The organism is Hymenobacter arcticus, assembly GCF_054779975.1.
This window is the reverse complement of record NZ_BAAGXF010000028.1, coordinates 1-25028: the sequence shown is the minus strand read 5'-3', so window position 1 is coordinate 25028 and position 25028 is coordinate 1. Positions and strand designations below refer to the sequence as shown.

14 protein-coding genes and 2 pseudogenes are annotated in these 25028 nt (G+C 60.6%); 4 read left to right on the top strand and 12 right to left on the bottom strand.

The features are described 5' to 3' along the window. Positions 1 to 301: 301 nt before the first annotated feature. Positions 302 to 1297 carry a hypothetical protein gene (locus ACYVGC_RS24185; RefSeq protein WP_460586418.1) on the top strand — a complete coding sequence of 332 codons (996 nt, stop codon included), beginning with the start codon at positions 302 to 304 and terminating at the stop codon, positions 1295 to 1297. 58 nt (positions 1298 to 1355) lie between these two features. On the opposite strand, the gene ACYVGC_RS24180 is transcribed toward ACYVGC_RS24185, so the two are convergent. From ACYVGC_RS24180 to ACYVGC_RS24140, 9 genes and pseudogenes are all read right to left on the bottom strand, one after another. After that, positions 1356 to 2909: a transcriptional regulator gene (locus tag ACYVGC_RS24180; RefSeq protein WP_460586417.1), complete on the bottom strand. Its 1554-nt coding sequence runs from the start codon at positions 2907 to 2909 to the stop codon at positions 1356 to 1358. A gap of 746 nt (positions 2910 to 3655) precedes the next feature. Then, positions 3656 to 6976 carry a DUF499 domain-containing protein gene (locus ACYVGC_RS24175; RefSeq protein ID WP_460586416.1) on the bottom strand — a complete coding sequence of 1107 codons (3321 nt, stop codon included), beginning with the start codon at positions 6974 to 6976 and terminating at the stop codon, positions 3656 to 3658. Positions 6977 to 7081: 105 nt separating this feature from the next. After that, a complete protein-coding gene (locus ACYVGC_RS24170; protein ID WP_460586415.1) occupies positions 7082 to 9499 on the bottom strand; it encodes a DUF1156 domain-containing protein in 2418 nt (805 codons plus the stop codon). A gap of 119 nt (positions 9500 to 9618) precedes the next feature. Beyond that, positions 9619 to 10200, bottom strand: coding sequence for a DUF1156 domain-containing protein (locus ACYVGC_RS24165; protein WP_460586414.1), 582 nt, complete (start codon positions 10198 to 10200; stop codon positions 9619 to 9621). A 68-nt stretch (positions 10201 to 10268) separates the two neighbouring features. Continuing rightward, a complete protein-coding gene (locus tag ACYVGC_RS24160) occupies positions 10269 to 11102 on the bottom strand; it encodes an HNH endonuclease family protein (RefSeq protein ID WP_460586413.1) in 834 nt (277 codons plus the stop codon). After that, entirely contained in the window at positions 11099 to 12436 is a 1338-nt protein-coding gene (locus tag ACYVGC_RS24155) for an AAA family ATPase (protein WP_460586412.1), read from the bottom strand. The genes ACYVGC_RS24160 and ACYVGC_RS24155 overlap by 4 nt, the downstream gene beginning before the upstream one ends. Continuing rightward, entirely contained in the window at positions 12426 to 15866 is a 3441-nt protein-coding gene (locus tag ACYVGC_RS24150) for a helicase-related protein (RefSeq protein ID WP_460586411.1), read from the bottom strand. Before ACYVGC_RS24150 ends, ACYVGC_RS24155 begins: the two co-directional genes overlap by 11 nt. Before the next feature lie 127 nt (positions 15867 to 15993). Then, positions 15994 to 16756 (bottom strand): annotated as a pseudogene (locus tag ACYVGC_RS24145) (Tn3 family transposase). Between the two features lie 954 nt (positions 16757 to 17710). Further along, a complete protein-coding gene (locus ACYVGC_RS24140) occupies positions 17711 to 17983 on the bottom strand; it encodes a DUF4158 domain-containing protein (protein ID WP_460586410.1) in 273 nt (90 codons plus the stop codon). Between the two features lie 150 nt (positions 17984 to 18133). Between ACYVGC_RS24140 and ACYVGC_RS24135 the strand changes: the two genes are divergently transcribed. Together ACYVGC_RS24135 and ACYVGC_RS24130 are read left to right on the top strand one after the other, a co-directional pair. Further along, a complete protein-coding gene (locus ACYVGC_RS24135; RefSeq protein WP_460586409.1) occupies positions 18134 to 18706 on the top strand; it encodes a recombinase family protein in 573 nt (190 codons plus the stop codon). Positions 18707 to 18762: 56 nt separating this feature from the next. Beyond that, positions 18763 to 18883: pseudogene (locus ACYVGC_RS24130) on the top strand (transposase); the annotation flags it as partial. Positions 18884 to 19291: 408 nt separating this feature from the next. Here the strand turns inward: ACYVGC_RS24130 and ACYVGC_RS24125 are convergent. After that, positions 19292 to 19666, bottom strand: coding sequence for a hypothetical protein (locus ACYVGC_RS24125; RefSeq protein ID WP_460586408.1), 375 nt, complete (start codon positions 19664 to 19666; stop codon positions 19292 to 19294). Continuing rightward, positions 19663 to 20427 carry a ParA family protein gene (locus ACYVGC_RS24120; protein WP_460586407.1) on the bottom strand — a complete coding sequence of 255 codons (765 nt, stop codon included), beginning with the start codon at positions 20425 to 20427 and terminating at the stop codon, positions 19663 to 19665. The genes ACYVGC_RS24125 and ACYVGC_RS24120 overlap by 4 nt, the downstream gene beginning before the upstream one ends. A gap of 1580 nt (positions 20428 to 22007) precedes the next feature. Between ACYVGC_RS24120 and ACYVGC_RS24115 the strand changes: the two genes are divergently transcribed. Further along, positions 22008 to 23198 carry a replication initiation protein gene (locus ACYVGC_RS24115; protein WP_460586406.1) on the top strand — a complete coding sequence of 397 codons (1191 nt, stop codon included), beginning with the start codon at positions 22008 to 22010 and terminating at the stop codon, positions 23196 to 23198. Between the two features lie 1538 nt (positions 23199 to 24736). On the opposite strand, the gene ACYVGC_RS24110 is transcribed toward ACYVGC_RS24115, so the two are convergent. Then, a partial coding sequence (locus ACYVGC_RS24110; protein WP_460586405.1) for a hypothetical protein occupies positions 24737 to 25028 on the bottom strand: 292 nt, incomplete at its 5' end.

Here is a 25028-nt window from a genome sequence, read left to right as displayed (position 1 = left end):
GCGTGCAGGCAGCCCCAGTAGAAACCTGGCATTTGGTTGACACTCCACTATTTGCCAAATGCCTGCCATTATTATTACTATTTGTTACACAGTATTTTATGAAAAACAAATAACAAAGAGAAAGCGCAGATTATGCTATGCGTGGCATAATCTGCGCTTATCTACCTGAACCCGGGCGTTGGTGCTAGTGCTCCGTCAGGCAGATTAGTCACCTTGCCTATGGGTTAATTTCTCCTTTCCCTTTTCGGATTCAGCTTGGCTAAACAGCAGTATATTACGCCAGCTCATTTGCCCAACCGTCATGCTGACTGTCATTGATAACCAAGAAAGGATTGAGGACCTGTATCAGGAATTTCACCAAGTGCTGATAAAATTATTCCCGCGTTACCGGCCAAATTTTTACATTGGCCATCAGGGAGGCGCGGTGAATTCTGCTGTGTACAGCACGCCAAAAGGCGATTTCTGGCATTGTGCTGCGGCTATAAACTGGAACCCGTTTGGGCTGGGCGACAGCAATTCCATGATAGTCCAGATAAATTTTGCGGATGCCGATGCTACCCGTAAATCCGTCGGGGTATTTGCCGAAGACACCGACGGCCAACTGGTGGTATTACACCGGGGCAACATCGGGGGCGGCCGGAAGGGCATTGGCAAAACGCTCCTGATGAACAACGCTTCTTCGCCACGCGAGGTGGTGTTGGATGGCGATAAGGAGGTTGAAATGCTGGTAGTTGGGCAACTCCATTCGCCCTTGTTCAGCGCTCAACTCCGGCAGTTCGTAACCGAAGTGCAGCGGGTAAAGCAATTGCCCGACCAAGCCGGACTGGGCGGGCTGGCTGCTTCGCTTTTTCGGGTCGAGCAAGGGGTATTTAAAAGTGAGACAGCGGGGTACGGCTCACTGCCGCTTGTGAAACGGCGGGCCAGCTACCGCACGCATGGCTTGGTAGTAGAGGCATTGCGGCAGCAGTTGCAGCAGCACTTCACTAATTCGGCCTGGCAAATTTTTAATGACCGGCACCGCGACCTCGTGCTGACCCACGGCGAAAAAGTTGTCGCGCTATTTGAACTAAAAACGGTGGCTAACACGCAAGACGTAGCTACCGCGCTCGGACAGTTGCTGCTCTATGGGGCTGCAGTGGCAGCGCCGCTCCGCCGTATCATGGTGTTGCCTGAACCCCTAACTACCGCTGCAGTAAAGTACCTGGCTCAATGGGGCATCGAATGTATTTATTTCAGCGGCCCGGCCGATACGCCTGTTTTTGCTAAGCTGCCTGCGCTCCTAAAATCGTTCCGCTAGTGTTCAGTCAGGTAAGGTAGCTGCCTGAAAAATCGGTCGTTCACATACGTCATGCTGGCTACTGAGCCTGCTGGTGCTGACGCAGGTATTTGGCCACCACGCGCTCGTCCACATCGAGCAGCTGGGCGGCCTGGCGCTTCACGCCGCCGCAGTGGGCCACGGCCCGCGCCACATAGGCGGCCGTAGCAGCCGCCAGGGTGGCCGATGCGGCTGGCTCCTCCCCTACCCCACTGCTTAGCAGGCGGCGGGGCAGCTCGGTGGGTGGCACCGGCTGGCCCGGCTCGGCAAACACGTAGAGCGTTTCGACCAGGTTTTCCAGCTCGCGCACGTTACCTGAAAAGGGGTAGGCTAGCACCCGCTGCCGGGTTTCGGGGGCTAAGACCAAGGGGGCCGGGCGGCGCAGGCTGTGTTGTTTGGCCGCCACGAAAAAGTCGAGCAGCTGCTCCTTTTCGGCCTGGGAATACTCGCGCAGGGCAGGCAGCTCCAGCTCGGCCACAGCCAGGCGGTAGTATAAGTCCCAGCGGAAGCGGCCCTGGTGGCAGCGCTCCTCCAGGTTGGCGTGGGTGGCGGCCACCACACGCACATCGACGCGCCGGGGCCGGCCGCCCACCGGCTGAATCTCGCCGTCCTGCAACACGCGCAGCAGCGCCAACTGCGTGGCCAGCCCAATGTCGCCGATTTCATCGAGCAGCACCGTGCCCCCATCGGCCAGCTCAAACAGCCCCTTCGCGTCATCTGTAGCCCCCGTAAAGGCACCCTTCTGATGGCCAAACAACCGGCTTTCCAGCACCGACTCGGTGAGGGCCGCGCAGTTGAGGGCCAGAAACAGCTGCCCGGCCCGCGCCGACTGCGCGTGTACCGTGCGGGCGAGGTGCTCCTTGCCGGTGCCGCTCTCGCCGCGAATAAGCACCGTTACCTTGTCGGTCTGGGCCACCTGGCCGGCCCGGCGGTACGCATTGGCCAGCACCGGCAGCGCCAGAAAACCCGGCGCAATAACCGGCTCTGAAACGGACACAGGGGCCGGCTGCCCCTTCACCCGTCGGGCAGGGCGCAGGGTCGTATCGAGCCCATCGCCGGCCGTGCGCGTGGCCACCTGCTGCTCCCGGATGATGGCCGAAACCGGCGTAACCGACTGTTCTACTTCCAGTTGCAGCAACTCGGGCTGGCCACCGGGGCCAAAGCGGCCGGCCCGTGTCTGCACTAGGTGGGTAGGCAGCCCTAGGGTGGTGTGGGCAACGTACCAGGCCAACTGCATCACGCTGGTACCGGGCGAAAAGTACAGCGTCAGCTCGTCGGCCGTGCATTGCAGCAGCCACGTTTCGACCTTACCTTTCACTTCACGCAGGCTGATGACATCGCGTACCGGCAGCAGCTCTACCCGCACTGCCCGGCCGGGGTGCCGGCGCAGCAGCTCGTTGAGCAGCCGCTCGGCCAGGTTTTCCTGGCGCGCTTCGGCGTACAGAATAACGTGCTCCTCGTAGCCACCCGCCGCAAAGAAGTGCTGGTGAAACTGCACCGTGGGGCCGGTTTCATCCACGCTCACGAAGGCGTTGTTCTCCCCCCGAATAAAGTCGTGGCCGTAAGCCAGCCACGAAACCAATAGATGCGCCATAGTAGGCGCGAAAATAGCGGCAGCAGCTACGAACCTAACAGCAGAGCTTCCTCACCTATTGACAGTAACCGTACACTCTCAGCTTACCTACAAATCATAGTCTCAATCCTACCCTAGCAACCAAGGCACGATTTATTACTTATTACGCAATACGTATTAATTAAACGCCCCTTACCTTTGTCTCGTTGTTAAGAACAAAAAATGGGGTAGCCCAGCCACCCGGCCGAACTACCCCACCAACTACCGCAAGAACCAGTTTATGACCTGGACCAGCAGATAGGGAACCACTGCCGTTGCGACGGCCTTGCCTACCCCACCTACAAAACCCAGCGCTAGGACTTGTAGCAGTTTGCTCACGCTTACCTTTTTCATCTTTGCTCAGAAGGAAAGGGTTGCTTTGTAACCCCCACTTCTCGAAGCCCGACCGTGCCACCGGTTGGGCTTCTCTTTTTACAGAGCTTGGGGCCGGGGGACTAACCCCAGCGCGAGCAGCACAAAGGTAGAGCAGCTTGGTGGGCTTTTAAGAACAACCCAGTACCCTGCGCGAGCGCTGATTTACGCGACTTTGCATTTTCTAAACTAGCCCTTATACAGTAAGGATACACTCTTGATTATAGCGCCCGCCGACTCAGGGTTTTGTATTCTGACGGGAATTTTTTCTTTGCATTTTTTTCAGTAGCCTACAAAAAGCCCTGGCTCCACTGGCTTTTTTCTACTCAATAATTCTGCTGAAAGAGCATCACCCGCTATTCCTCTTCCAAGGTCAACCCCAGCTGCCGCGCCGACTCTTTGATAATCTTGTACTCCGCGCTATTCTCCGTCAGCGGCTTAGCGGTAGTGGAGCGGCCGCTGATGCTGACCGTGATTTCCACCCGGTTATCTATCAACGGGCGGATGAAGCTAGCGAAGAGCTGGGTATAGTTTTCCACCGGCACCTGGCCCGACACCGTCACGGCCCGGAACACGCGCGGCTCGCCGACTACCGAGGCAGCGGCCGACGGTGGCGTAACCGGCTGGCTAGGGCCAAGTGGCGAAGTGGCCGGCGCATCGGCAGATACGGCGGGGCTGGCGGATACCTGAGTCTGAAACTCGGCCGCCCGCGCTTTGTCGATAAGCCAGTAGCTGGGTTCGGTTACTTCGAAGAGCGGCACGGTTTGTTTCAGCCACACGGTTTTCAGGTCGCGGCCGTCGTCGCTGGCCGCGATGCCGAAGTCGCCGCTGGTACAGAAGCGCAGCAGGCTGTCCTGCACCACGGCCGGGCTCCACAGCAGGGGCTTGTCGTCGAAGCGCAGAAAGGCTTCGTACACGTCTTTGGCGCGTAGCGGGCGGGTGGCTTCGGGCAGCAAGCCGTGCTGGCGCAGGGTGCCCAGGCCCACCCCTTTGCGGAGCAGCAGCTCATCGGCTTCGAGCAGGGCAGGCAGGTTGGCGGTAAGCTGCTGGTCGAAGGTGGCGGCAAATTCCTTGAAATGAACCAGCTGGGTGCCGTCTTTGGCGCGGTGCTTGGCTATGACCGAGTAGGCACCTATTAGGGCCTTTTCTACCTGGGCCTGGCACTCGTCGCTGCGGCGTTTCAGGTCCTGGCGCTGCTCGGGCTCTAGCTGGCTGTGGTAGTCCTGGCGGATTTTCTCGCAGGCCAAGTAGTCGCGCACCGCCGCGTTGAGCTTAGCGGCCCCCAGGTCGGAGGCCAGCAAAAACAATAGCGTGTTGCGGTAGATGCGCTCAATATTGCCGCGCTTAGTGGCGATGGCTTCGATGCGGCGGGCGGTGGCTTTATCAAGGGTGCCATCGGCGCGTAGGCGCTGGGTGAGCGGTAGCAACACCAGCGTGAGCTGCTGCTGCTCGGGCACGTCGTCAGAGGCGGGGTTGAGCAGCAGCCGGAAGCCGGCCACGCGGCCCGCTTTCTCCTGCACGCGCCGCTGAATCTCGCTGTCCGCGCTGGCCTCGGTCACGTCGTTTTTGGCCTGGTTTATCAGGATGTTAACGTTGGGCTTGGTGTGAAACCAGTAGCGCTTACCGTCGCCGCCGGCTGCGTAGTAGAGGTAGTGGGCGCTGGCTTCTAGCTCATCGAGCACGCTGTTGATGGTATTGTGGTTCAGCTCGTCGGCGGGCCGCACCACGTTCAGCTTCAGTTCGCGCACGCTCAGGCCCTTGTTGCTGCCATCGCCCCCAAACGAATTGAGCAAAATGGTGGTGGCCAGGCCCTGGGCCAGGTGGCGGTCGCCGTACTCCTTTTTGGCTTCGTCGAGCTTGCGGGCATTGGCGGCCGAACCGGCCACGTCGGCCGTAAGCACGGCCTCGTAGCCACTGCCGTAGAGCTTTTTCAGCTCGCCGGTCAGCGGGTCGAGGTTTTCGAGGCGCACGTCGCTGGTGTGCACCAGCCACTGCTTGCCGGGCAGGCTGTCGCGGCGCTGCCACAAGTCGGCCAGGATGGCGGCCAACAGGCGCAGGGCCCCGCGGGTGCGCTGAAAATCGTGGTGACTGGCCCAGCGCTGGCGGAACACCTCAATCAATTCAGGATGAAAAGGATAGGCTTTTTCCATGAGCCGGCGGTAGCCCGCTTGCAGCGCCGGGCTGGGCAGGTCGCCAAAGAGCGTCTGGTAGTAGTCATGGTACTGCCCGGCTACGGCCAGACGCACCGCCTCGGGACCGAGGTCTTCAAAAAGCCGGCGGCGCACCACCTCAAAAATCTCATCGTCGCGCACAGGCTGGGTGTCAGCCCCCACGCGGCCCACGCGGCCCTGCAAGCGACTCAGAATCTGGCCGGCCTCGGCGGTGGTGCTCACTTCGGTATCGCTGGCGGGCAGCGTGACTACCAGCACGGCGCGGGGCGCGGCGGCCACGGCCTCGGTCAGGGCCTGCATAAAGCTGATGGTCTGGTCAGCCAGGGTGCTGGCACCCACCACCTTACCGGCTGCCTGCACGCAGTAGTCGGCCAGCTCATCCAGTAGCAGCAGGGCGGGGCCGTGCTGCTCGCTCACTAGCTCCAGCACCCGCTGAAAGGTGCCGCCCGGCGAAATCCGCTCCTCGTCGGAGGTTCGCACCAGCTCATAGGCGGCGGCCCCGCCCAGCTGCCAGGCCAGTTCGCCCCACAGCGTGTGCAGGCGGGGGCCACCGGGCACTAGGCGGCCTTCGGCCACGTTGTTGGTCGTGTTGGTGAACACGGCCACCCGCGCCTCGGCAAAGTTGGGCAGCAGCGGGGCCTGGTACGAGCCGGCCGCCAGCAGTTCCTGGGCCACGGCGGCGGGCAGGCGCTCGCCCGAGTGGGCCAGGTGCCAGAGCGAAATCAGGGTGTGGGTTTTGCCACCCCCGAAGCCGGTTTGCAGTGAGATGACGCGGTTTTCGCCGTCGCCGCCGCCGTTCAGGCCCTCCACCACGCGGCGGGCCACCGTGCGTAGCCCTTGGGTAAAGTAGGTTTTGGCGAAGAACGTGGCCGCGTCGCGGTATAGCTCGCGCCCATTTCCCAGAGCCACCTCGGCCACATTGGCCGCGAAAATGCTCTCATCGAGCCGCCCCTGCCGGATGTCGAGTGCCGGCTCTACCACCCGAAACCACGCCCGCGGGCCGCTCGCCTCGGGCTGAACGGCCGGGACCGGCGCAGCGGCCGGCGGTTCGGCGGGCAGGCTGCGTAGCTGTTGCAGCTCGGCCTCCAGGTCGGGCTGCCGCAAGGCCTTGGCAATGGTTTTGAGGTGTATCCAGGCTTTGGCGGCTTCGTCCTCGTCTACTTCCTGGTGAAAGTGAGCAATCTTATGGCGCACCTCGGCCACTTCCTTCAGCCAACTGGCCAGCGCGCCGGCATTGCGGCCAAAGTCGGGCTTGAGGAGTTCACGGAATTTGTAGGCAAACGAGTTCAGGTACTGAAAATCGACCAGCGTGGCGGGGTCGGAGCCGGCCCGCAGCCCCTGCTGCCACGACTCGCGCTGGCCGGTCCCCAGCGCCTCCACAAAGGCATCGGCCCAGGCGTCGCCGTGCGTGCCGCGCAGCACGTCCACCACGTAGGGCCGGAAGGCTTCGATAAACTGGCCCAGGCCTTTGTATAAATTTTGTTTCTGGTAGGCAGTTAGTGACATAGCGCAATTGGGTGTCGAGTGGTCGAATGAGGTGAGGTAGCGCAGACTTTCAGTCAGCGCGTGGCGGCGCTTGCTACTCGCGGGCTGAAAGTCCGCGCTACTTGCTTAGGCGAAAAGGTCGCCGGTGGCCCCAGCCGAGGGGTAGTCAAGCTGCTTTATCTCGCGCAGCAGGCTGTCGCGGTCGGCCAGCAGGCCGGCCGTGAGGCGGTGGTCGTCGGAGCCGGCGGGCAGCACCTCGCCCAGCGCCGTGAGTACCCGCCAAAAAGGCCGCTCGGGGGCCGGGCCCACCCGCGCCAGGTGCTGCACCAGCGGCCGGCGCTGCCCCCGGTGGTAGAGACCCAGCGCCCGGTGGGCCTGGTCGAGCAGCAAGTCATCCGCATTCACGCCCAGCGACTTGTGCGCCAGCAGCCGCTCGGCCGAGGTGGCCAGCGTGAGCTTATTACCCTTCTTGGCGAAGATGCCGTGGCCCAGCAAATCGGCCACGTTGAGCTGCAAGCCGGCCCGGCTGAACTTGGCCGCGTCGTCAAAATCGGCTTCAGTGAGGCCGTAGAGTTGCAACCAGCCAATGTAGAACTTGGTGTACTCATCACCGTCGAATCCCTTGAGCAGGGCCTTGAAGGCGCTTTCGCGGGCCAGCGCTAGTAGCTCGGCCACCGTCACGCGGGTGCCGTCCGACTTCTCCACCCGCTCGTACTGCCCGAACACGCTCACGGCCTGCCCGAAGCAGGCGGTCAGCAGGTCGGCCCCGCAGAAGCCCAGGCGGTACAGCTCATCTACTTCCCGCGCCACGGTGGCTTCGATGTCGGCGCGCACCCGCTTGTAGTTGCCCTCGCCCTGCCGCACCACGGGCCGGCAGGCCACGGTTACAGAAGAAGACAAAAAGGCCTTGTCCGTTTTCAGCGCGCCCATCATCTCCGTATCATTGGCCCATGAGCCGGTGATGTTCATACTGGCCCCCAAAATGGAGTTACACAGCGTGGTCCAGGCCTCGGTACTCTGGTGGGCAAACATGATGCTGACCACGTCGCGCGTCTGCCGCTCGATGGCCGAGAAAATCTGCTGGAGCTTCTGCTCGAAGTGTTTTTTGGCATTGGGCACGCCGCCGTGGCGGTAGCGCATGGCCGTGCATTCCTCCGTTTTAGGGGTTTGCGGAAAAGCAAAGTTGAGTGGATGCACGTCGGCTAGCGTGCGCTTCATCCAGCCATAAAAGAAGTCCGACAAATCCGCGTAGGGAATGGCATCGTAATACGGCGGGTCCGTCACGACGGCATCCAAATACTTTGGCCCGAACTGTGACAAATCCCCGCTGGAAGCGTTGTGGCAAACAACGGCAAATGGCGTGGCACTTTCTTCTTCCAGAAAGCGCGTCAGCCAATTAATCTGATTGGCCGCGCTGCCCGTACTGTCGCAGAATGGGTTAGACTCCGGGTAATCGAACACCATGGCGAGCGCCTGCCGACCCATCGGGCGCTCCAGCGTTTCGCGGCCCGTGTGCCAAATCCCGAAGGCTGTGTTCACAATGGCTATTCGGTCGGCCAAAATGCCCAGGTACGTGGCAACTGCCTGGCCGTAGGCCGGCGGCTCTGTTGCTAGCTCCCGTTTGATTTCGGCAATTGCTTCTAGCAGCGTTTCCAGCATAAACAGTTGCCGACGCGAGAATAGCTGGCCATATTCTAGATACCCCCAAGGGCACACGTCAAACTGCTTGGTATTTTCAGCAGGCAGCTTTTCGCTTAGCTGCAAGCTGGCCATCGGCACTTCGGCAGCGGCCGTTAGCTCTGCGGCAGTAGGCAGGCGGTACACCCGTCCCTCGGGCGTGTCTTGTACCACGGCCAGCAGGCGCTCCGGCACCGGCCCGGCCAGAAACTGCCGCTTCAACTCAGCGCTGGCGGTAGTGCTTCCGCAGCAGGGGCACTTCAGGCTTTTACGGTCAACTACCCAGCCCTCGATGGTAGATAAGCCCTGTTTCAGGTTGAACTCAATCGCAGTGCCGTTGACAGTCGGCTCCAAATACACCTGCTTACCCGGCTTATTTACTAGGTAGAACTGCTTGAGCAGCGGCACCTCGGCACGGCAACTGGGGTTGGCGCAGGTGCCCACCCGCGCCCAGTAGTAGGCAATAGGTTTACGGCCCTTCTCGTCGGCGGGGTAGAAATGGCCGATTTCGGCCTCCGCCCGCGCCAGCAGGCGGCGGGCAAAAAACTCCACGTCGAAGGCCAGGCGGTTGGCCAGCCGGATGCTGCCGGCGGAGTTATCGAGCACGTGCTGCTTGGCGTGCTGCTTGGCATACTCCTCTTCGCCGTAGCGGGCCACAAAGGCCGCGTAGCTGTACGTGATGGGCTTGCCAAACCGCTGCGGAAACTCCAGCGAGGCCCGCTGAATGATGTGGGCCACGGGGTTGATGTCGTTGCCAAAGGCCCGACAGCCCAGCCGGGTTGCTTCCAGCGGAATGGCCCCGCCCCCTGCAAAGGGGTCAAACACGCGGGGCATCCGGTCGAGAAACGCCTCGGTGGCCGCGTGCAACTCCGCTTCCAGTTGCGCTACTTCGAGCGAGGGCGCGTGGCGGTCAGGGTGGCTATAAAGGGCCTGCTCGGCGGCACGCAGTGCCTGGTCGTGGCGGTCGTAGTCGGCCAGCAGGCCAGCTAATTCATTCTCGAATCCGTTTGCAACTTGCTGATTATCAGCAAGCTGGGGGGGGGGGGGGGGGGGGTAGCTAACGCATTGTGGGCCACCCAGATGAGCCTGCGGGCACGACCGATGATGGCCGGGTCATTTTTGCTTTCCCAGCGCACGAGGCTCGCTGGGGCCAGTTGTTCCTTGGCGTTGGTTTTGCGGCCGGCCTTTTCGTTGGCCGCAAACTTGTCCGAGAACTTGCCCACGAACATAAGCAGGCGGTTGCGAAGCGTATCGGGCAGGCTGTCGACAGCGGCCGTGTACGGAATGTCGTCATAAGGTTTGTAGGGGTCGCCGGGGTTCTGGGCCGGCCCCAATAGTTGTGCCACGGCCGCCTTGAAGGCGGGCGGGCAGTGCGCGTCGTCGGGGTCGGGCACGAGCGAGGCAAACACCACGGCCCGGCACACGGGCAGGGGCCGCCGCGCCCACCACAGGTGCAGCGTCGAAATATGGCCGTGGCGAATGGACTTATCGCGCACGCTCTCGGCCGACACTTCCTTGACCGGCATGGCCACTTCAATCAGTTTTTTATAGGGAGCGGGGGTGGGCATAGGGGGAGCAGCAGCGCGGCCGATGAGGCAAGTAGCACTGGCTTACGAAGAATAGGCGGGTAAAAAGACTACCAAGTTAGGGCTTCAGAAGCGTCCGAGAATAACTTATCGAAGTCGGGGTCAGTTTTGGCCAGCAAACCAAGCCGGTGGTAGCGTTGCGCTTCCTTCCATACCGAGGGGTGCTGCTTTTTTTGCAACTGCTGTCGCATCCGGTCGAGTTGGGCAGTTGGTGCGCCCGCTGCTTTTTTAGTCACGTACATATGCAGCCGGGCTTTGTAATCTAAGTAAGATTCTTCTCTGGCCTCGCGCAAAAACTCCCGTTTGTTGAGATTCAGCACCTCGTGCAGCGTGTAGCGCGCCCGCTGGTACGCCACCGTACCGGGCGCGGCCCGAATAACGAACTCGAACGTGTCGCGCAGGTCGAGCATGAGGTAATCCATTGGGTCTTCCAGACGCGGGTTGAGCAACACCGCCGTGCCGGCGGGTGGTTGCTGCGCGGGCTGCCCATGCGGTGGGTTTACTTCCTCAAACTGCCCGTTGCCCTGTCGGAACACCGCGAACTTGTCGTTTTTTGGCCCATTGCAATTTCCGCACGCATAGAGGTAGTTATCCCACACGAAGCAGCTTTCCGGATACAGCGACTTGGGGTAGATATGCTCCACCTCGTCGCCAACCGAGTCTTCGCAGTAACAGCAGCGTCGGGCTCCCGAGCACATGAGCGCCAGTGCTTTCTTCACCTCGTTGAATGCCGCGTTGGTTTTCACGTTGCGGGCCTTAAACCCGGCTTTGGCCGCCGCCGCTTGCTCCGTAAATGAGGCCCCTTGGTCAACCGCAGTTTGGTAAGTGGCTAGGGTAGCCAGCGTAGCGACATCAGGCGTAATGTTGTCGGGTAGCTGTATCATTTGCCAGCAGTGGGTAGTATCTGCCGTAGTTCCAGCATTCTGGCTTCTTCCGACGACGTAATTTCCCCCAGCATCGACTTGAGGTTGAGCGCCGCCAATTCTTCCATTTTAGCCGTCGAATCGGGCGAGCGGCTGACACCTTCCCCAAAAGCCTCAGTGCCGTAGGCATCCAGAATATTGCCGTAAATCAGGCGCTCGCGCTCGATGCCGGTTACTTCTCTCGACTTTTCATCAGAACCGGGCGCGGCTAGCCGGTAGATGCTGCCGGTTTCAGCGGCACGGCACACCAGCGGGCTGTGCGTAGTTACGATGAACTGAATATTGGGAAAGCATTTCAAGAACCATTGCCCAATACGTGTCTGCCAGGTGGGATGCAGGTGAGCATCTATTTCATCTACTATCACCACGCCTGGCAAATCTATTTCTAATTTATCCGATTGGTTTTTAGCTAGCTGTTGAAACACGGCCGTAGTGCCATAGACGCGCACCAATTGCCGTATCAACTCAAACGTCAAACTAAGCACCGAACGGTAGCCATCGCTCATCTGAGTGACTGGAATCGTGTTGCCATTGCCATCCAAAAAAACAGGCCCCTCGGTTTCAATGCGGTCAAGCGTGGCCCCATGTGGCAGCAACTCACTTTCATTAATAAGCCGCTTAATGTATTCCAGTGTGTGGCCAGTTTCAGAAGGGGTATTATCAGCTTCCTGTTGCTTTAGCCGTTGATAATCCAATTCACGCAGCCATTCCAAAGCCTCTGTGAGTGCTACATCTTCCCCAAAAGCACTTAGGTGAGCGCCTACTTTGGGAGACGAATAGAATACCTTATTCCAGTCAGGATTGCCGCCCGTAAACCGGCGAAAAGGGCCGTAAGCAGCCGAAAACCAACCAGCGTAGTCACTCCAAACTTCCTTTCTAGGTGAGCGGGTTTTTGCATTGATATTGCTGTCTATCACAACAATGAAACTAGCATCCTTGAAGTCTGCACCCCTCCAGACCTTTTCCAAGCTGAAGGAAAGTTCAACAGGAACAGGTGTAGTTAAAGCTTTCACGGAAGCCTTTTTCGTATTAACTGTCCGGTCCCATTCGTTAGCGGCAATCATCAATTTGATATGACCAGCTTGTTGCCCCCTAGAAAGCCAGTCTTCCCAGGCAAGTCGCAGTGCTAATGCTTTTTCAGGCCCAATCAACGCTAAGGAGATTGCCCGCACTACCGACGACTTACCGGTACCATTATCACCAATGATAACATGCCAGCCAGCGGGCTTTGCAAATTTTATTTTCAGGCTGTCGATTGCCCGTATATTCTTAATATCTACCGCTTCAATGTACATCGGCTCCTAATTTTTGTTGCCACTCGCGCATAGGCAAAAAATACTGCACTCCCCTACTCTTTTGTTCAAAAGTAAGCCTATTAGCGGGGTTCTGGATGCGGTGCAGCCCGGGCTGGCTTTTGCAGCTTACCACGATGTAGAGCCAAGCCGCATCGCCGAGCTGGGCCAGGCGGTTTAGCTCGTTTTCGCTCAGCATCACGCTGCCATCGGGACCACTGCGGCCCTTTACCTCGATGTAACGCTTGAGGTGCTCGGGGCTGGTGCTCTTGATATCGTAGCCTTCGTTGCGGGCCGATACGTCGGTGGGCGTCCAGCCCTGGGCGGTTTCGTAGTTCATCGCCGTTTGCAGGGCGATGGCTTCGGCCTCGTCGTCGCGGCTCATGCCGTAGTGGCCCCTATACTCCACGCTGGACAGGGGCACCACCCAGGCGCAGCCCAGCACCTCGGGCAGCTTGGGCGTGAGGCGTTGGCGGTCGTCGAGCAGGCGCAGGCGCTGCTGCTTGCGGGCTATCAGGTCGTTGATGCGCTGCTGCTTGTGCTCCAGCTTGTCGTGCACCCGGCTGTCGTGGCCTTGGAATAAAAGCTTGCCTTGCAGCTCCGTAATTTCGCCCGATAACTCCATGACCAGGTGCGTAAACGCGGTTTCGAGGTAGTCGCGGCGGCGCTCGGCATCGGCCTGCACGCGCTGCTGGGTGTCAGCCAGCTGGGGCAGGGTGAGGTGCTCGAAGCCCCAGGCCACTACCTCGTCGGCGCGCACCACGGCGGGCGGGACCACGGTTTTGGCGAAGGCCGTGGGCGGGTGCAAATCCAGGAACTTGGCCGGCGAGGTGTAGGCGAAGGGCTGGCCGGGCACCTGGCGCACCAGCAGCAGGCGCTCGTCGGCAATGCTGTCGCCCTGGTGGTGCGGGCGCTGGTCGGTGAGCTGCGACTTCACAAAAAAGGCCAGGTACTCCTCCGGGTCATCAGGCGAGATGAGCACCGTGCCGCGCAGCATGTCGCCCCGAAACTGGCGGCGCACCACGCTCACCAGCGCGTCAAACACCGGGTTGCCGGGGTTGATGTAGTGCACCCGCCCTAGGTCGCCGGCCCCGCGCTGGTAGTCGAGAAACACTTGCTTATCAAAGCAAAACAGCAGCTGCCGCACTACGTCGGCCACCAGGTTGTGCTCCTGGCGCAGGGCCTGGGTGAGGGCCTCGGGCAGCTGAGTGAGGTGGAATATGGCTGGCCGCACCTCGGCGTAGGTGCCGCCCAGCTGGGTGAGCGCCCGCTCGAAAAACAGGCGCACGTAGATGGGTTGCAGGCGCTTTTCGTCCGAGTCTTCCTTGAGCTCGCGGGCGCTGCCGTAGTCCACGGGGCTGTGGGCCAGCCGGGCACGCTGCTCGCTGATTTTGGCGGCGAAGCGGGCCTGGAGCGCCTCGTCGGGCTGGGCCAGCAGGTCGTCGAGGGCGGTGGCGCGGCCGTGCAGCACCGAGTCGAAGATGGCGTCGAGCTTCACGTTTTCGAGCACGTCCTGAATCACGTCATACACCCGGTCGTCGCCCAGGCTCTGGCGGATGATGTCGAGCTTGGAAAGCAAGCGCTCCAGTACCTGACCCTCGCGGGTATTGCTGGCCACCAAGTTGAGCACCAGCACATCCTGCTGCTGCCCGTAGCGGTGAATGCGGCCCATGCGCTGCTCCAGGCGGTTGGGGTTCCAGGGCAGGTCCCAGTTAAGGAGCAGGCGGCAGAATTGCAAGTTGATGCCCTCGCCGGCCGCGTCGGTAGCCAGCAGAATCTGGGTGGCGGGGGCCGCAAAGTCGCGCTGGGCCTGGCGGCGCTCGTCCACTGACTTGCTGCCGTGGATGGTGGCCACGTGGTAGCCGTTGTTGGTGAGGCGCTGGGCCAGGTAATCGAGCGTATCCTTATGCTCGGTGAAAATGACCAGCTTCTCGCCGCCCGATACTTGGTGACTGGTCAGCAGCTCTTGCAGCTTTTCGTACTTGCGCTCAGCTTGCTGGCCGTTATAAAGCTCGTCGGCCAGGGCGTGCAGCTGCTGTACTTCGCGGGCTTCGGCTTGCAGCTCGGGCAGGCTGCGGGCGGTGGTGAAAAGCCGGAACTTGCGCGGGTCGGCCAGGATAATTTCCAGCGCTTGGCGGTCGTCATCGCCTAGCTCGTCGTAGTCGTCGAGGCTGTCCACGTCGTAGCCTTCGAGGCGGTGGCGCTGCTGCCAGAGGGCGGGGTTGCGGGCCACCTCGTCTACCACGGCTTGTAGGGCGTTCAGGCGCTGGCGCAGGGTGTTGCGGATGGCGTAGATAGAGCTGACCAGCCGGCGTTGCATCACCGTAAGGGCCAGCGACACGTGCACATTGCGCGACTCGCTAGCCTCTTCCCGGCGCTGGGTCAGGTAGTGCGTCACGGCATCGTAGAGGCGCTTTTCGGGCGGCGTCAGCTCGTAGGCGATGGTCTGGGTGAAGCGGTTTTTATACAGCGGCTGGCCCTGCCAGTCTTTCATATCCTCTTTGAGGCGGCGGATGAAAAACTTGTTCAGCCCGTCGCTTTCCAACTCGCGCACGCGGGTGGCGGCCAGCTCGTCGGTGGCAAAAATGTCCTCGTCCAGCAGTTGCAGCAGCTTTTTGAAGGTGTCGGTGCGGCCCCGGTGCGGAGTGGCCGTCAGCAGCAGCAGGTGCTCGCAGTGCTCGGCCAGACGCTGGGCGGCCTCGTACCGGCGCGACTTGTAGGTCTTGGTGGCGTACTCGTAGGCCGAGAGCTTGTGGGCCTCGTCAATTACCACCAGGTCCCAGTGAGCGTTGGCGGCCACGTTTAGCACGTCCTCCCGCGAGAGGAAATCAATGGACGTGACCACCCGCTGGGCGGTGCTAAAAATAGTGGGGTCGGCCGAGAAGATGCTGCGATTAACGAGCGTGAACGGCAGGTTAAACTTAGCGCCCAGTTCGTCTTCCTGCCACTGCTTGGTGAGGCCGCCGGGCGTCACGATAAGCACCCGCTCCACCAGCCCCCGGTTCATCAGCTCCTTGAGCAGCAGCCCGGTCATGATGGTTTTACCGGCTCCGGTATCGTCGGCCAGCAAAAACCGGATTTTGGGTAGCGGCAGCAAAAACTTGTATACCGCTTCCACCTGGTGCGGCAGCGGGTCCACGAGGCTGCAATTGACCGCAAACAACGGGTCGAATAAGTGGGCCGAGTGAATGCGCTCGGCCTCCGCAAACAGCGTAAAGCGCGCGGGGTCGCCGCTGAAATCAAACGCCCCCTCCTCCGTGATGACGCGCAGGCGCTCGGCCTCGGCTTCGGTGATGACCTTGCTGCTGGCCCGCTGGGTGTTGATGCCAGTGTAGCTCAAGGCTAGCATCCCGGCCAGCTGCTGCACCTTGGTGAGCACCACCGGTTCGGTAGGGAGAAGGTCGGCCACAATCTGGCCTGGTTGAAGCAGCATAGCGAAAAAGGAGCGAACCAGAAGTAAGTTCAAAGGTATCAGGAACCCTGGCTACTATTCAGATTAGACTTTATCACCGGGTTGGCGGCGGGATAGTTCGCCCTGCTACTATCCCGCCAGAGTCGAATTAGAATAAAATAATATTAAATATTCCACGCTTAAACGAGCCGGCTACCCGCAGCAGGTCGTCCAGGCGGGCCGCGATGTAGCCCGGCTGCACGTGGCCGGTGAAGTGTAGGTCCGGATAGCTCAGCTCCCGACCCCGGATGCGGCAGCGCTTCTGGTCGCCGATGTCGCGCAAACGCGGCGAGTACTGCAGGCCCAGCAGGTCAAAGAGCCCAAAAACCAGGTCCGTGTAGCCGTGCGTGTCGGTGGCGTGCTCGACGATGACCACGTCGGTTTCGTTGCCTAGTACCTCGTCCAGCACGTAGGTCGTGTCGCGCTCGGTGGCGGGAATGACTTTGCTGCCGTATTGGGCGTAGTGGTCCGCCGTGTGGGTGTAAAAGGTGACGCCCCGCCCGTAGCCGAAGTAGCGCAGCAGGGCTTTGGCGTTGCGCACGGCCCCGCTGACCGTCCGAGGACGATAATCCCCCGCCACCCCAGTGCTGGGCCAGCCATTGGCGGTGCTGTTGGTTAACCACGCGGGTGGTGGCCGCGCGCAACGGTTGTTCGTGCAGGAACTGGTGGGTGGCCCACCAGACGGGTTGGTAGTCCAGGCCCGTGCTGCGGGCCATGTCAGACAAAGGGCTGTTGCAGGCGGCAGCCAGCAGAGCCGTATAGACCGGCTCCGGCGCCTCGCTACTCCCGGCCGACGCCTCGCGCAGTCGTCCGGAGAAGCCGGTCCAGCCATCTACTTCGACCAGAATGTCGGTCAACTCCACGGCCGGCATGCGGGCCCGAATCTGCTCATCCAGTGTCTGGAGTGAAGCGGGCAACTCCTTGGCCTGCAAGGCCGTGAGCACCAATTCGCCATCCTCCAGGCGTACCTCGCCGCCTTCGGCCAACAGGACCGTGACCTGTGGCAGCAGCGCTTCGAGCTCGGCTAGGCGGGCCTGCAGGTGCTGGCTCGGGTCTTCGGGCAGGCCCAACCGGCGCAGCACCTCCCCGCGCAGGCCGGGCCACTGGGTAGCCGGAATCAGGTAGCTTTCCAAGTCGGCGAATTTGCGCGAGCCCGGCACGAATACATCCCCCGAGCGCAGCCGCTCGCGCAGGGTGGCCAGCACGCACAGCTCGTAGGGCAGGCGCTCCGATGCTTGTTGCGGGTGCACAAAGCCCTGCCAGGAGGGCGTGATGAAGTCCGTCGGGGCATCGGCCGGCAACTTGCGCCGGTCGCCGGTCTGCAGCTCCACCACCAGGGCCAGGGCCAGGGCCTCAGCGAAGTGGTCGCCGGCAAAGGCGCTGGCAAACGAAACCTGCCGTAACATACTGGCGGAAAATTGCTTCAGGTGCGCGTAGCGCCGCAGCAGCAAGGCCAGGGGCGAATCCAGGCGGGTATCGCTCAGAGCGTAGTAGGCCTGCAGGGCCTGCTCCACCTGTTCCCGGGGAATCGTCTTAAATACGGCTTGCCGCACCTGCCCGGCCGGTATCTGTTCGTCCACCACCGTGCGGGCGACCTGGGCGAAGACGCGTAGGGCCGTTTCGCGGGCCTGGCGAATGGCTACCAGGTGGGCCTCGTACTCACGTTGTGCCTTACGCTGGGCCAGGGCCCAGTAATCGCTGAACATGGTGAGCACCGCGTCGAGCACGTCGCGGTAGGTTTCCAGCACGAAGGCCACCAGCAGCGGGTAGCGCTTGGCTGGTGCGGTGGCGCGCCCGGTGGGCCAGGCGCTTGCGCCGGTTGGCGTTCAGCCCACTCGCGTCCCAGTCGGCCAGCCCCAGCTGGTGCAGGAAGTCGACTTTGGCCAGCGCTTGGTTGATGGCCGCAGGCGTGCCATCAGGCGCACCAGGCCCAGCTGCACGGCGCAGCCTTGGCGGTTGCCGTCGCGGCGCTGCCGCTGAATGAATTCACAGTCAGCCCCCGCCAGGTGAAAGTGCTGGCGCAGGTCGGTTTCACTGAGTACAGCGGGTACTTGTTGGTAGCCCTTGCGTTCGGGGGCGGTGAGAAAGGGTGAAATCATGCGTCTGGAGCAGGTTCAAAAAGCCATAGCTTCCTGGCCCATGCCCCCGCAAACCCACTAGGCGGCGAACCACCCGAAAATAAGGGGTCAGAAAGCCGGGCCAAAAATAAACGGGGCGTTAGCTTTGTGAACCTGACTTGTTGACCCTTTATGCACCAGACCTTCGGCTACGCTCGCGTCTCCACCCTCGACCAGAACCTCGATACCCAACTCGACATCCTGACCAAGGCCGGCTGCGACCGCATCTTCCAGGATAAAATTACGGGCCTGAGTGTGCAGCGGCCGGCGCTCGATGAGCTGCTGGGCCTGTTACGAGAGGGCGACACCGTATTAGTGGCTCGTTTCTTTCGCTTAGGCCGCAGCCGCGACCATGTCATTCATCTGGTCAACTCGTTTCACCAGCGTGGCATCCACTTCAAGGCCCTTGACCTAGGTATTGATACCACGACGCCAGCGGGCAAGTTTATGCTCTCCATCTTCGCCTCGCTGGCCGAGTACGACCGCGAGAGTATCCTGGAAAAGACCAAGGCGGGCCAGCAGCTGGCTGCGGCGCAGGGCAAGCACATCGGCCGGCCCAAAGGGCTCGATGCCGAGAATCTGAGCAAAGTCAAGAAGGCGCTGGGCAAAGGCCTGTCCGTCACCGAAACCGTGGAGCTAACCGGCATCAGCCTCTCCAGCGTCAAACGCTACCGGAAGTATCTACAGGCCTCCTTGAGCCACTAGCCCAAGCAGCCGAAGAGGCTTAGAGTAATTTTATCCCCCCGCTGCTATAAGAAGGCCAAGCACGCGGCGCTCGGTTGTTGTACCTACCGCCCTACTCGCCGGACTTTACGCCGATTGAGTTGGCCTTCAGTAAGCTCAAAACCCACCTGCGCACAGCGGCCGCCCGAACCCGCGAGGCGCTAACAGCCGCCTTGCAAACGGCGCTGGCCTGGATAACGGCCGAGGATGCCCAAAACTGGTTTGACCACTGTGGCTACCACGTACACTGACTAGGAAATTGCTCTAATTGCTCCTTGCGCCACCGCTGCGGCGTGCGCGTGCGCAAATCCTGCGCATTCAGCAAATCTTTGACAATGAACCACGCCCTTATCAAAATCGTCATCGACCAACACAATAATTCAATCACACTGCCCTAGACCGCCACCAACGTTTTTACGTTTTCCACCCCACTTCGAGGTGGCAGCAGGAACCCGCTCACGGGGTGAGCCTTGCTAACCTGCTAGTTCAAGCCGCCGCAGGCCCGCCTGGGCGAGCTGTGGTGAAGCACCCGGGCAGTATGGGGAGCCGGCCCCTCCCCCACTGCCCTTACAAAAACGGGTACTTACGGCGCAGCACGGCCAGCACTTTGGCAGGCAGCGGGCGGGAGGCCTCTTCCTTATCAGCAAAATACGCAGTGAGGGCCGCTTCTAGTATTTCTTGGATATTCTCACCCCCGTAAGTAGCTAACTGCTGGAGCTGCAGATACGTGGCAGCTTCAAGCTTATTGGAAAAAGTTATCTTTTCCGACTTTATTTCTTTTTGGTATTTACCATCTTTATTTTCCGGCGGTAAACCCGGGGAGTCCCGAATGGTGCCGGCATTCGGCCACAGCGTTTCGTCGGGATTTACGGGTTTGGGGGCCTGGCCGGTTATTTCAGCAACGGCGGCGGTGGCAAAGTTTGGGCGCGGGGGCTTGTTCATACGTCAATTCGGGTAAGCAGCTCGCGGGTAAGGGCCAGGTAGTCCTGGGCGCTGTTCGAGTCGGGGGCGTGGGTATGGATGCCAATCTTGAGGGCCACGGCTTCCACCAGCTTCGCGTTGATGCGAATGGAAGTCTTGGTCAGCAGCCCCTGCACCCGGGGCTGCTGGGCCAGCTCAGCGGCGAAGTCGTGGTAGACCTGCCCCCGGTAGTTGGGATGGTACTGCGTCATAAATACGCCTTTCAGCTCGAGGCCAGGGTTGAAATTGTCGCGCACCGCATCGAGCATGTCCAGCAGCTTATAAAAGCCCGAGAAGGCAAAGGGGTCGGGCCGCATGGGGGCTACCACGCAGTCGGCTGCAACCAGGCTCATCACCGTCATGGGTCCCATCGACGGGGGCGTATCCAGCACCAAGTAGTCGTAGTGCGGGCGCAGGGCGGCTAGTTGGCGACGCAGCAGGTTAGGGTGGGTGGCGTCGGCCCCAATCATGCGTTCCAGCGGGCTAAGCTCCGGCCGCGAGGCAATCAGGCTCAGGCGCTCGCTCACCGGCTGCACTACGTCAGCCAGCGTAGCTTCCCCCCGCAGCACCATGCACAAGTTGGCGGGCTGCAGGTCCGGGAAGCTGGAGCTGAGGTTGCTCTGCGGGTCGCAGTCAATGAGCAGCACCCGGTGCCCGAGCAGCACCAGCGAATGCCCGATGCCGAGCGCGGAGGTAGTCTTACCCACCCCGCCCTTGTGCTGGGCAATGGCAATAACTTTCATAAGATACGAGAGAAAGCAAGCAATATCCCCTTGCTTTCTTGTTGTAAAGATGGGAAATAAAAGCAAGTTTGCAAAGATAGTCTTTACATAAAGACGAAAATATGATTCTGGATGAGCCAAATATTTACGTAAAGATGACAATGCTAGCAGCGCAACAGCCCCCTTCCTCAATGACTAAATCAACCCAATTAGGACAGGAAGGGGGTTTTCAACGCATTCTGGCATAAATAATCTTTATTCCTGTACAAAAACACGACTTTACTGTAAATACATCTTTATTTTAAAGAAATATTTTTATCTTTATTAAATAGTTACAAAGACAAACTTTTAATAAAGATAACTTTATTATCTCTGGCCAACTAAGCCTTATTCGTCTTCGGTTGCTTACGCGACCAATCCACTGGGGTGGGGTGGGTAACCAGTCTCGCTTGGCAATGATTTACCTAATAATATGAATTTTTATAATACGCGTGTTTTTGTAAACGATACTCCTCAGCTAGCGAGGGCCAGATGCCGGTCTACCCGAATCAGCCCGGACTCTTGGGATGGGTAATTCAAGAGGTGCTGGTGCTGCGCGGGCAGCACAGATGCTTCCAGAGCGTCGCAAAATGCGTCCGGCACGTCCAAGTAGCCAATGCGTGCCCGAGAGTTGCCAGCCCCCCTTAAAAGCGTTAATTCGACTAGTCAGCCGGTAGGGGAGGGTGACCTACTGCACCCTGTAGCTACCCTACTGCCCGGCGGCCGGCGGCCGCTTGCCTGGCAGCTATTACCAAAACCACGAAGCGGCCCCGGTCGGACAAGCAGGATGCTTTCGTGGTTTTGGTAATAGGTGCCGGCCGGCTACCGGGCTGGAAACGGTTAAATCAAGCCATTCTTCGTGGTTTTGGTAATAGGTGCCGGCCGTGCGGGCGCCAGTTAGTGCCCAATCCGAGGGGACTTACCCGGCGCAGATGGCCATTTCCACGTGCGAAGCCTTCTGCTTAAACTAGTGTAAGAGACTGAAAACCGGCCCGGTATGTTGAGGCTGGAGCCGAATTAGCGCTTCACCTATTACAAAAACCACGAAAGGCCGCGCGCGCCCAAAAAGCCAAGCCTTCGTCTGGATTGATTGGCTTCAACGGGGCGAACCTAGCCTAACCCAGGCCAAAACCCTTCAAAAAGCCCCCTTTAAACCGGTGGTTTATAATGTTTACCCTTTTATAAGGTTTACGGCGCTCGTAACTCCTTGTCCTGCTGACTGATACGAGGCCCATCTATTACAAAAACCACGACAACCTATTACAAAAACCACGACAATCTATTACAAAAACCACGACAACCTATTACAAAAACCACGCGGGTGCTATTACAAAAACCACGAAGTCCTATTACAAAAACCACGAAGTCCTATTACAAAAGCACGAGTCCTATTACAAAAACCACGAAACGGGCTGTGGATAACTCGCAAAAAGACCGCGTTTGTCGCCTGGGCACCCCGCTGAGCAGGGGGGAACTGGCCCGGCCCATCTATTACAAAATATTTTACTTGTAATAGTGGGGCGGCGGCCGCATCTTTGGGATGCCGCTGCCCACCCAACCCTATGCAACCCACTCTGTTTGACCAGCTCCCGGAGCCAGCCAATGCCAACAAAATAGTGGTTCAGCACAACGCGCTGGTGAACGCGCGGTTTGACCTGAGCACGGTGGAGATGCGTCTGTTCATGGCCATGCTCTCGCGCATCGGGCGGGACGACAACGAGTTCCGGGAGATGCGCATTCCGCTGACCGAGATTGTGGCCCTGTCGGGGCGGCGGCCCAGCGCCAAGGACTACCAGCAGGTGGCCGCCATGTGCGACCAGCTCGTGAGCCGCATCCTGCACATTGAGCGGCCGCCCGTGGGCCGCCGCCGCGAACGCCGCGCCAGCGCCACCCCGGACTTTGACAAGATTCCGCTCATGGCCTACGCCAAGTACCGGGGGGAGGAGGGGGCGCTGCGGGTGCGCTTCAACGACGAGATAATGCCCTACCTGCTGCAATTGCACCAGAACTTTACCAAGGCCCAGGTGGTGCAGTTGCTCAAGCTGAAAAGCCCGCACTCCTACCGCATTTACTGGCTGCTGAAGGAATACGCCACCTTCGGCACCCGGGTGCTGGGCGTGGACGAGCTGAAAAGTATCCTGAACCTGGATGGGCAGTACCGGCAGTTTCCACTGTTCCGCCTGCGGGTGCTGGACCGGGCCCAGCAGGAGCTAAGCCAGACGGACTTGCCCTTTGAGTACGAGCTACTGCGCGAGGGTAAGAGCGTGGCGCAGATTAAATTTAATTTTAAGCCCCTGCTGGTCCTGCCCGAAGTGCCCGAGCCGGCCCCGCCGGGTTGGCAGCAGGCGCTGCTGGACCTGGGCCTGGCCCCACCCAGCCTGGCCACCGTGCAGGAGCTGGTGGAGCAGGGCCGCATTACCCCCGATTACGTGCAGTTCGTAGTGCGGACGCAGCAGGCCAAGTTTCAGGCTGGTAAAGTGAAGAGTTTACCAGGTTCGGTTTTTACGGCCATCACCAAGCAGCACCTGCTGGTCGAGTACGAGGCCCAGCGCAAAAAGAATCCGCCCCCGGCCGCCGCCCGCCAGGGGAAGCAGCGCAGCAAGCTGCTGTCCGAGTTGGAGGATGCCCGCAACAGCCTCAAGTTCGTGCTGTCCTCGGCTTCCTACTCGGAAGCTACGCGGCCGGCTGCTTTGGAGCAGGTGCGCGCGGCTATTGCGGGCTTGGAAACGCAGTTGCTGCAGCTACCCGCCTGAGGCGGACGCTGTAGCAAGGCAGTGGGGAAAAATGCCCACTGGTGCGCTAGCCCGCGGTTAGGGGAGGGTGCTTGTCGTGGTTTTGGTAATAGGTGCGGGGCTAGCTCCGCTGGGAAGGCAGCCGGCCCTCGGTGGAGCCTTACCCCGTTAGCATCCCCACTAGTGCTCACCGGGCGGCGAAAATATGACGACGTGACGCAGATGACTGGCTACCTGAACTACGGGACAGCTGCTATTACAAAAACCACGACAAAAGGCGGACGGCAAGAGCACCGATTTTTAAAAGCGTAGCCCGGGCAGGCATTGCCGGTGCGTAGCCGACCCGGCACTTGCCTTTGGCCTGGGCCAGTCGGCGCGGGCTCCCGCCGTCTGGCCCCGAGAAGGGAGTTCGCCCCCGGCCTGGGGCAGGGCATCAAGTCACAGTTGCCATCCGGGTTGCTAGGCGCAACCCGCTACCTTTCACGGGCTAAAGGGGCCGGTCGCCCCTCCCCGGGGGCGGGCTACCCGTCCTTTAACCCTGGACCAGCCTGCTGCACCCAGTCAACCTGTTTGCCGCTGCCCTCGCCCGCCAGCAGGTATCGGTCCGGGATTACGGGTACGTGGTGCTTAACCCGTAATCCCGGGTCCCGAAACCACTGGGGAGGCTAGCCCACTAGTCATGGCAACTACGCCCCCAGGCCCAGAAAAAGGCAGGTCCCCGGTTGCCGTTGGCCTCGCCCGCCGGGAGGCACGGGTGGGTACCCGTAAAAGTCCCGAAGCAAGCCATGCCTGGGGCACGGTACGGAAGTGGATGGGTGTAGCTGGTAGTGGCTGGTCATCGAGGGCTACCTACCGCGCGCCAGCAGTCCAGCGGCAGCGCCCGCGCGGAATGGCAGGGTCGTTACCCGGGCCCGGGGAAAGCACACGGGGCCAGCTGCGTTGCCAGTGAGCGAATGAGTACTACCAGGTCAGCAGCACTGCCAGGCGCCAGCAACCCCTGCTGGCGGAATGCGGGGCTTCGGCAGCGCCGGAGGGGCCAGGCCCCGCGCGCCGGTTTTAGTTGGGGCCCCAACCACGAGTGGCTCCGCAAAAATAGCATGAGTTGTACGCCGTAGTCAGCCGCCCCGCGCCTGGAGGCGGCTGACTGCGGCCCAAAGTGGACTGCCCCCGTCGCCCCTTTCCCTTGGTAACAGCTTAGCTAATGGCCCGGCCGGCTGGCCAAGTCCACCGGGGCACCGGGGCGGGGGCAGTGCCCAAAAATGGGGAACAAGGATTTCAGCCGGCAACTTAGCCCCAGATAAGCCGCCCCGCGCCCCGTGCCCAGGGGGCGTGACTTAAGCAGACCGATAACCCGCGCCAGGTAAGCAGGCTGCTTCCGCCGCTAGTGCCACGCTAACTGGGAGCCAAAGCCAGGCAACTAGACGGAATACCGGCCTTGGTTAAAAGTTTGGTACAAAGGTTAAAGGAGTCCAGTTTTTCAACTGAGTAGTAACCGGCTCCCTAGCCACCTGCTGCCTCGCAGGCCCCACGCCGCTAGTGGTATTGGCACCCAGCGCTAGCTACCACTTAGACCATTTTCGCTGAATGGCTAAGCTGTCGTAGCAGGCGACCGTGAACGCCAGGTAGTCTACTTGGTTGTAAGGGTTAGTGGTAAGCCTGTGTAAGGAAGCACCCAGTGAGCTCCGGCCGGAGTCCGCACGGGTAGGTGGTGGGCCTACCGGAAAGATGCCTACCTGCTGCGGGTTGACGGGCTTGCCCCCCGGCTGGCTGCCCCGGCCGGCCGGGGCAACGGCCTGCTCCGTGAGTTGGGGCAGCGAATAGAGGCGCTCCCCGCTGGCCGATACCACGTAG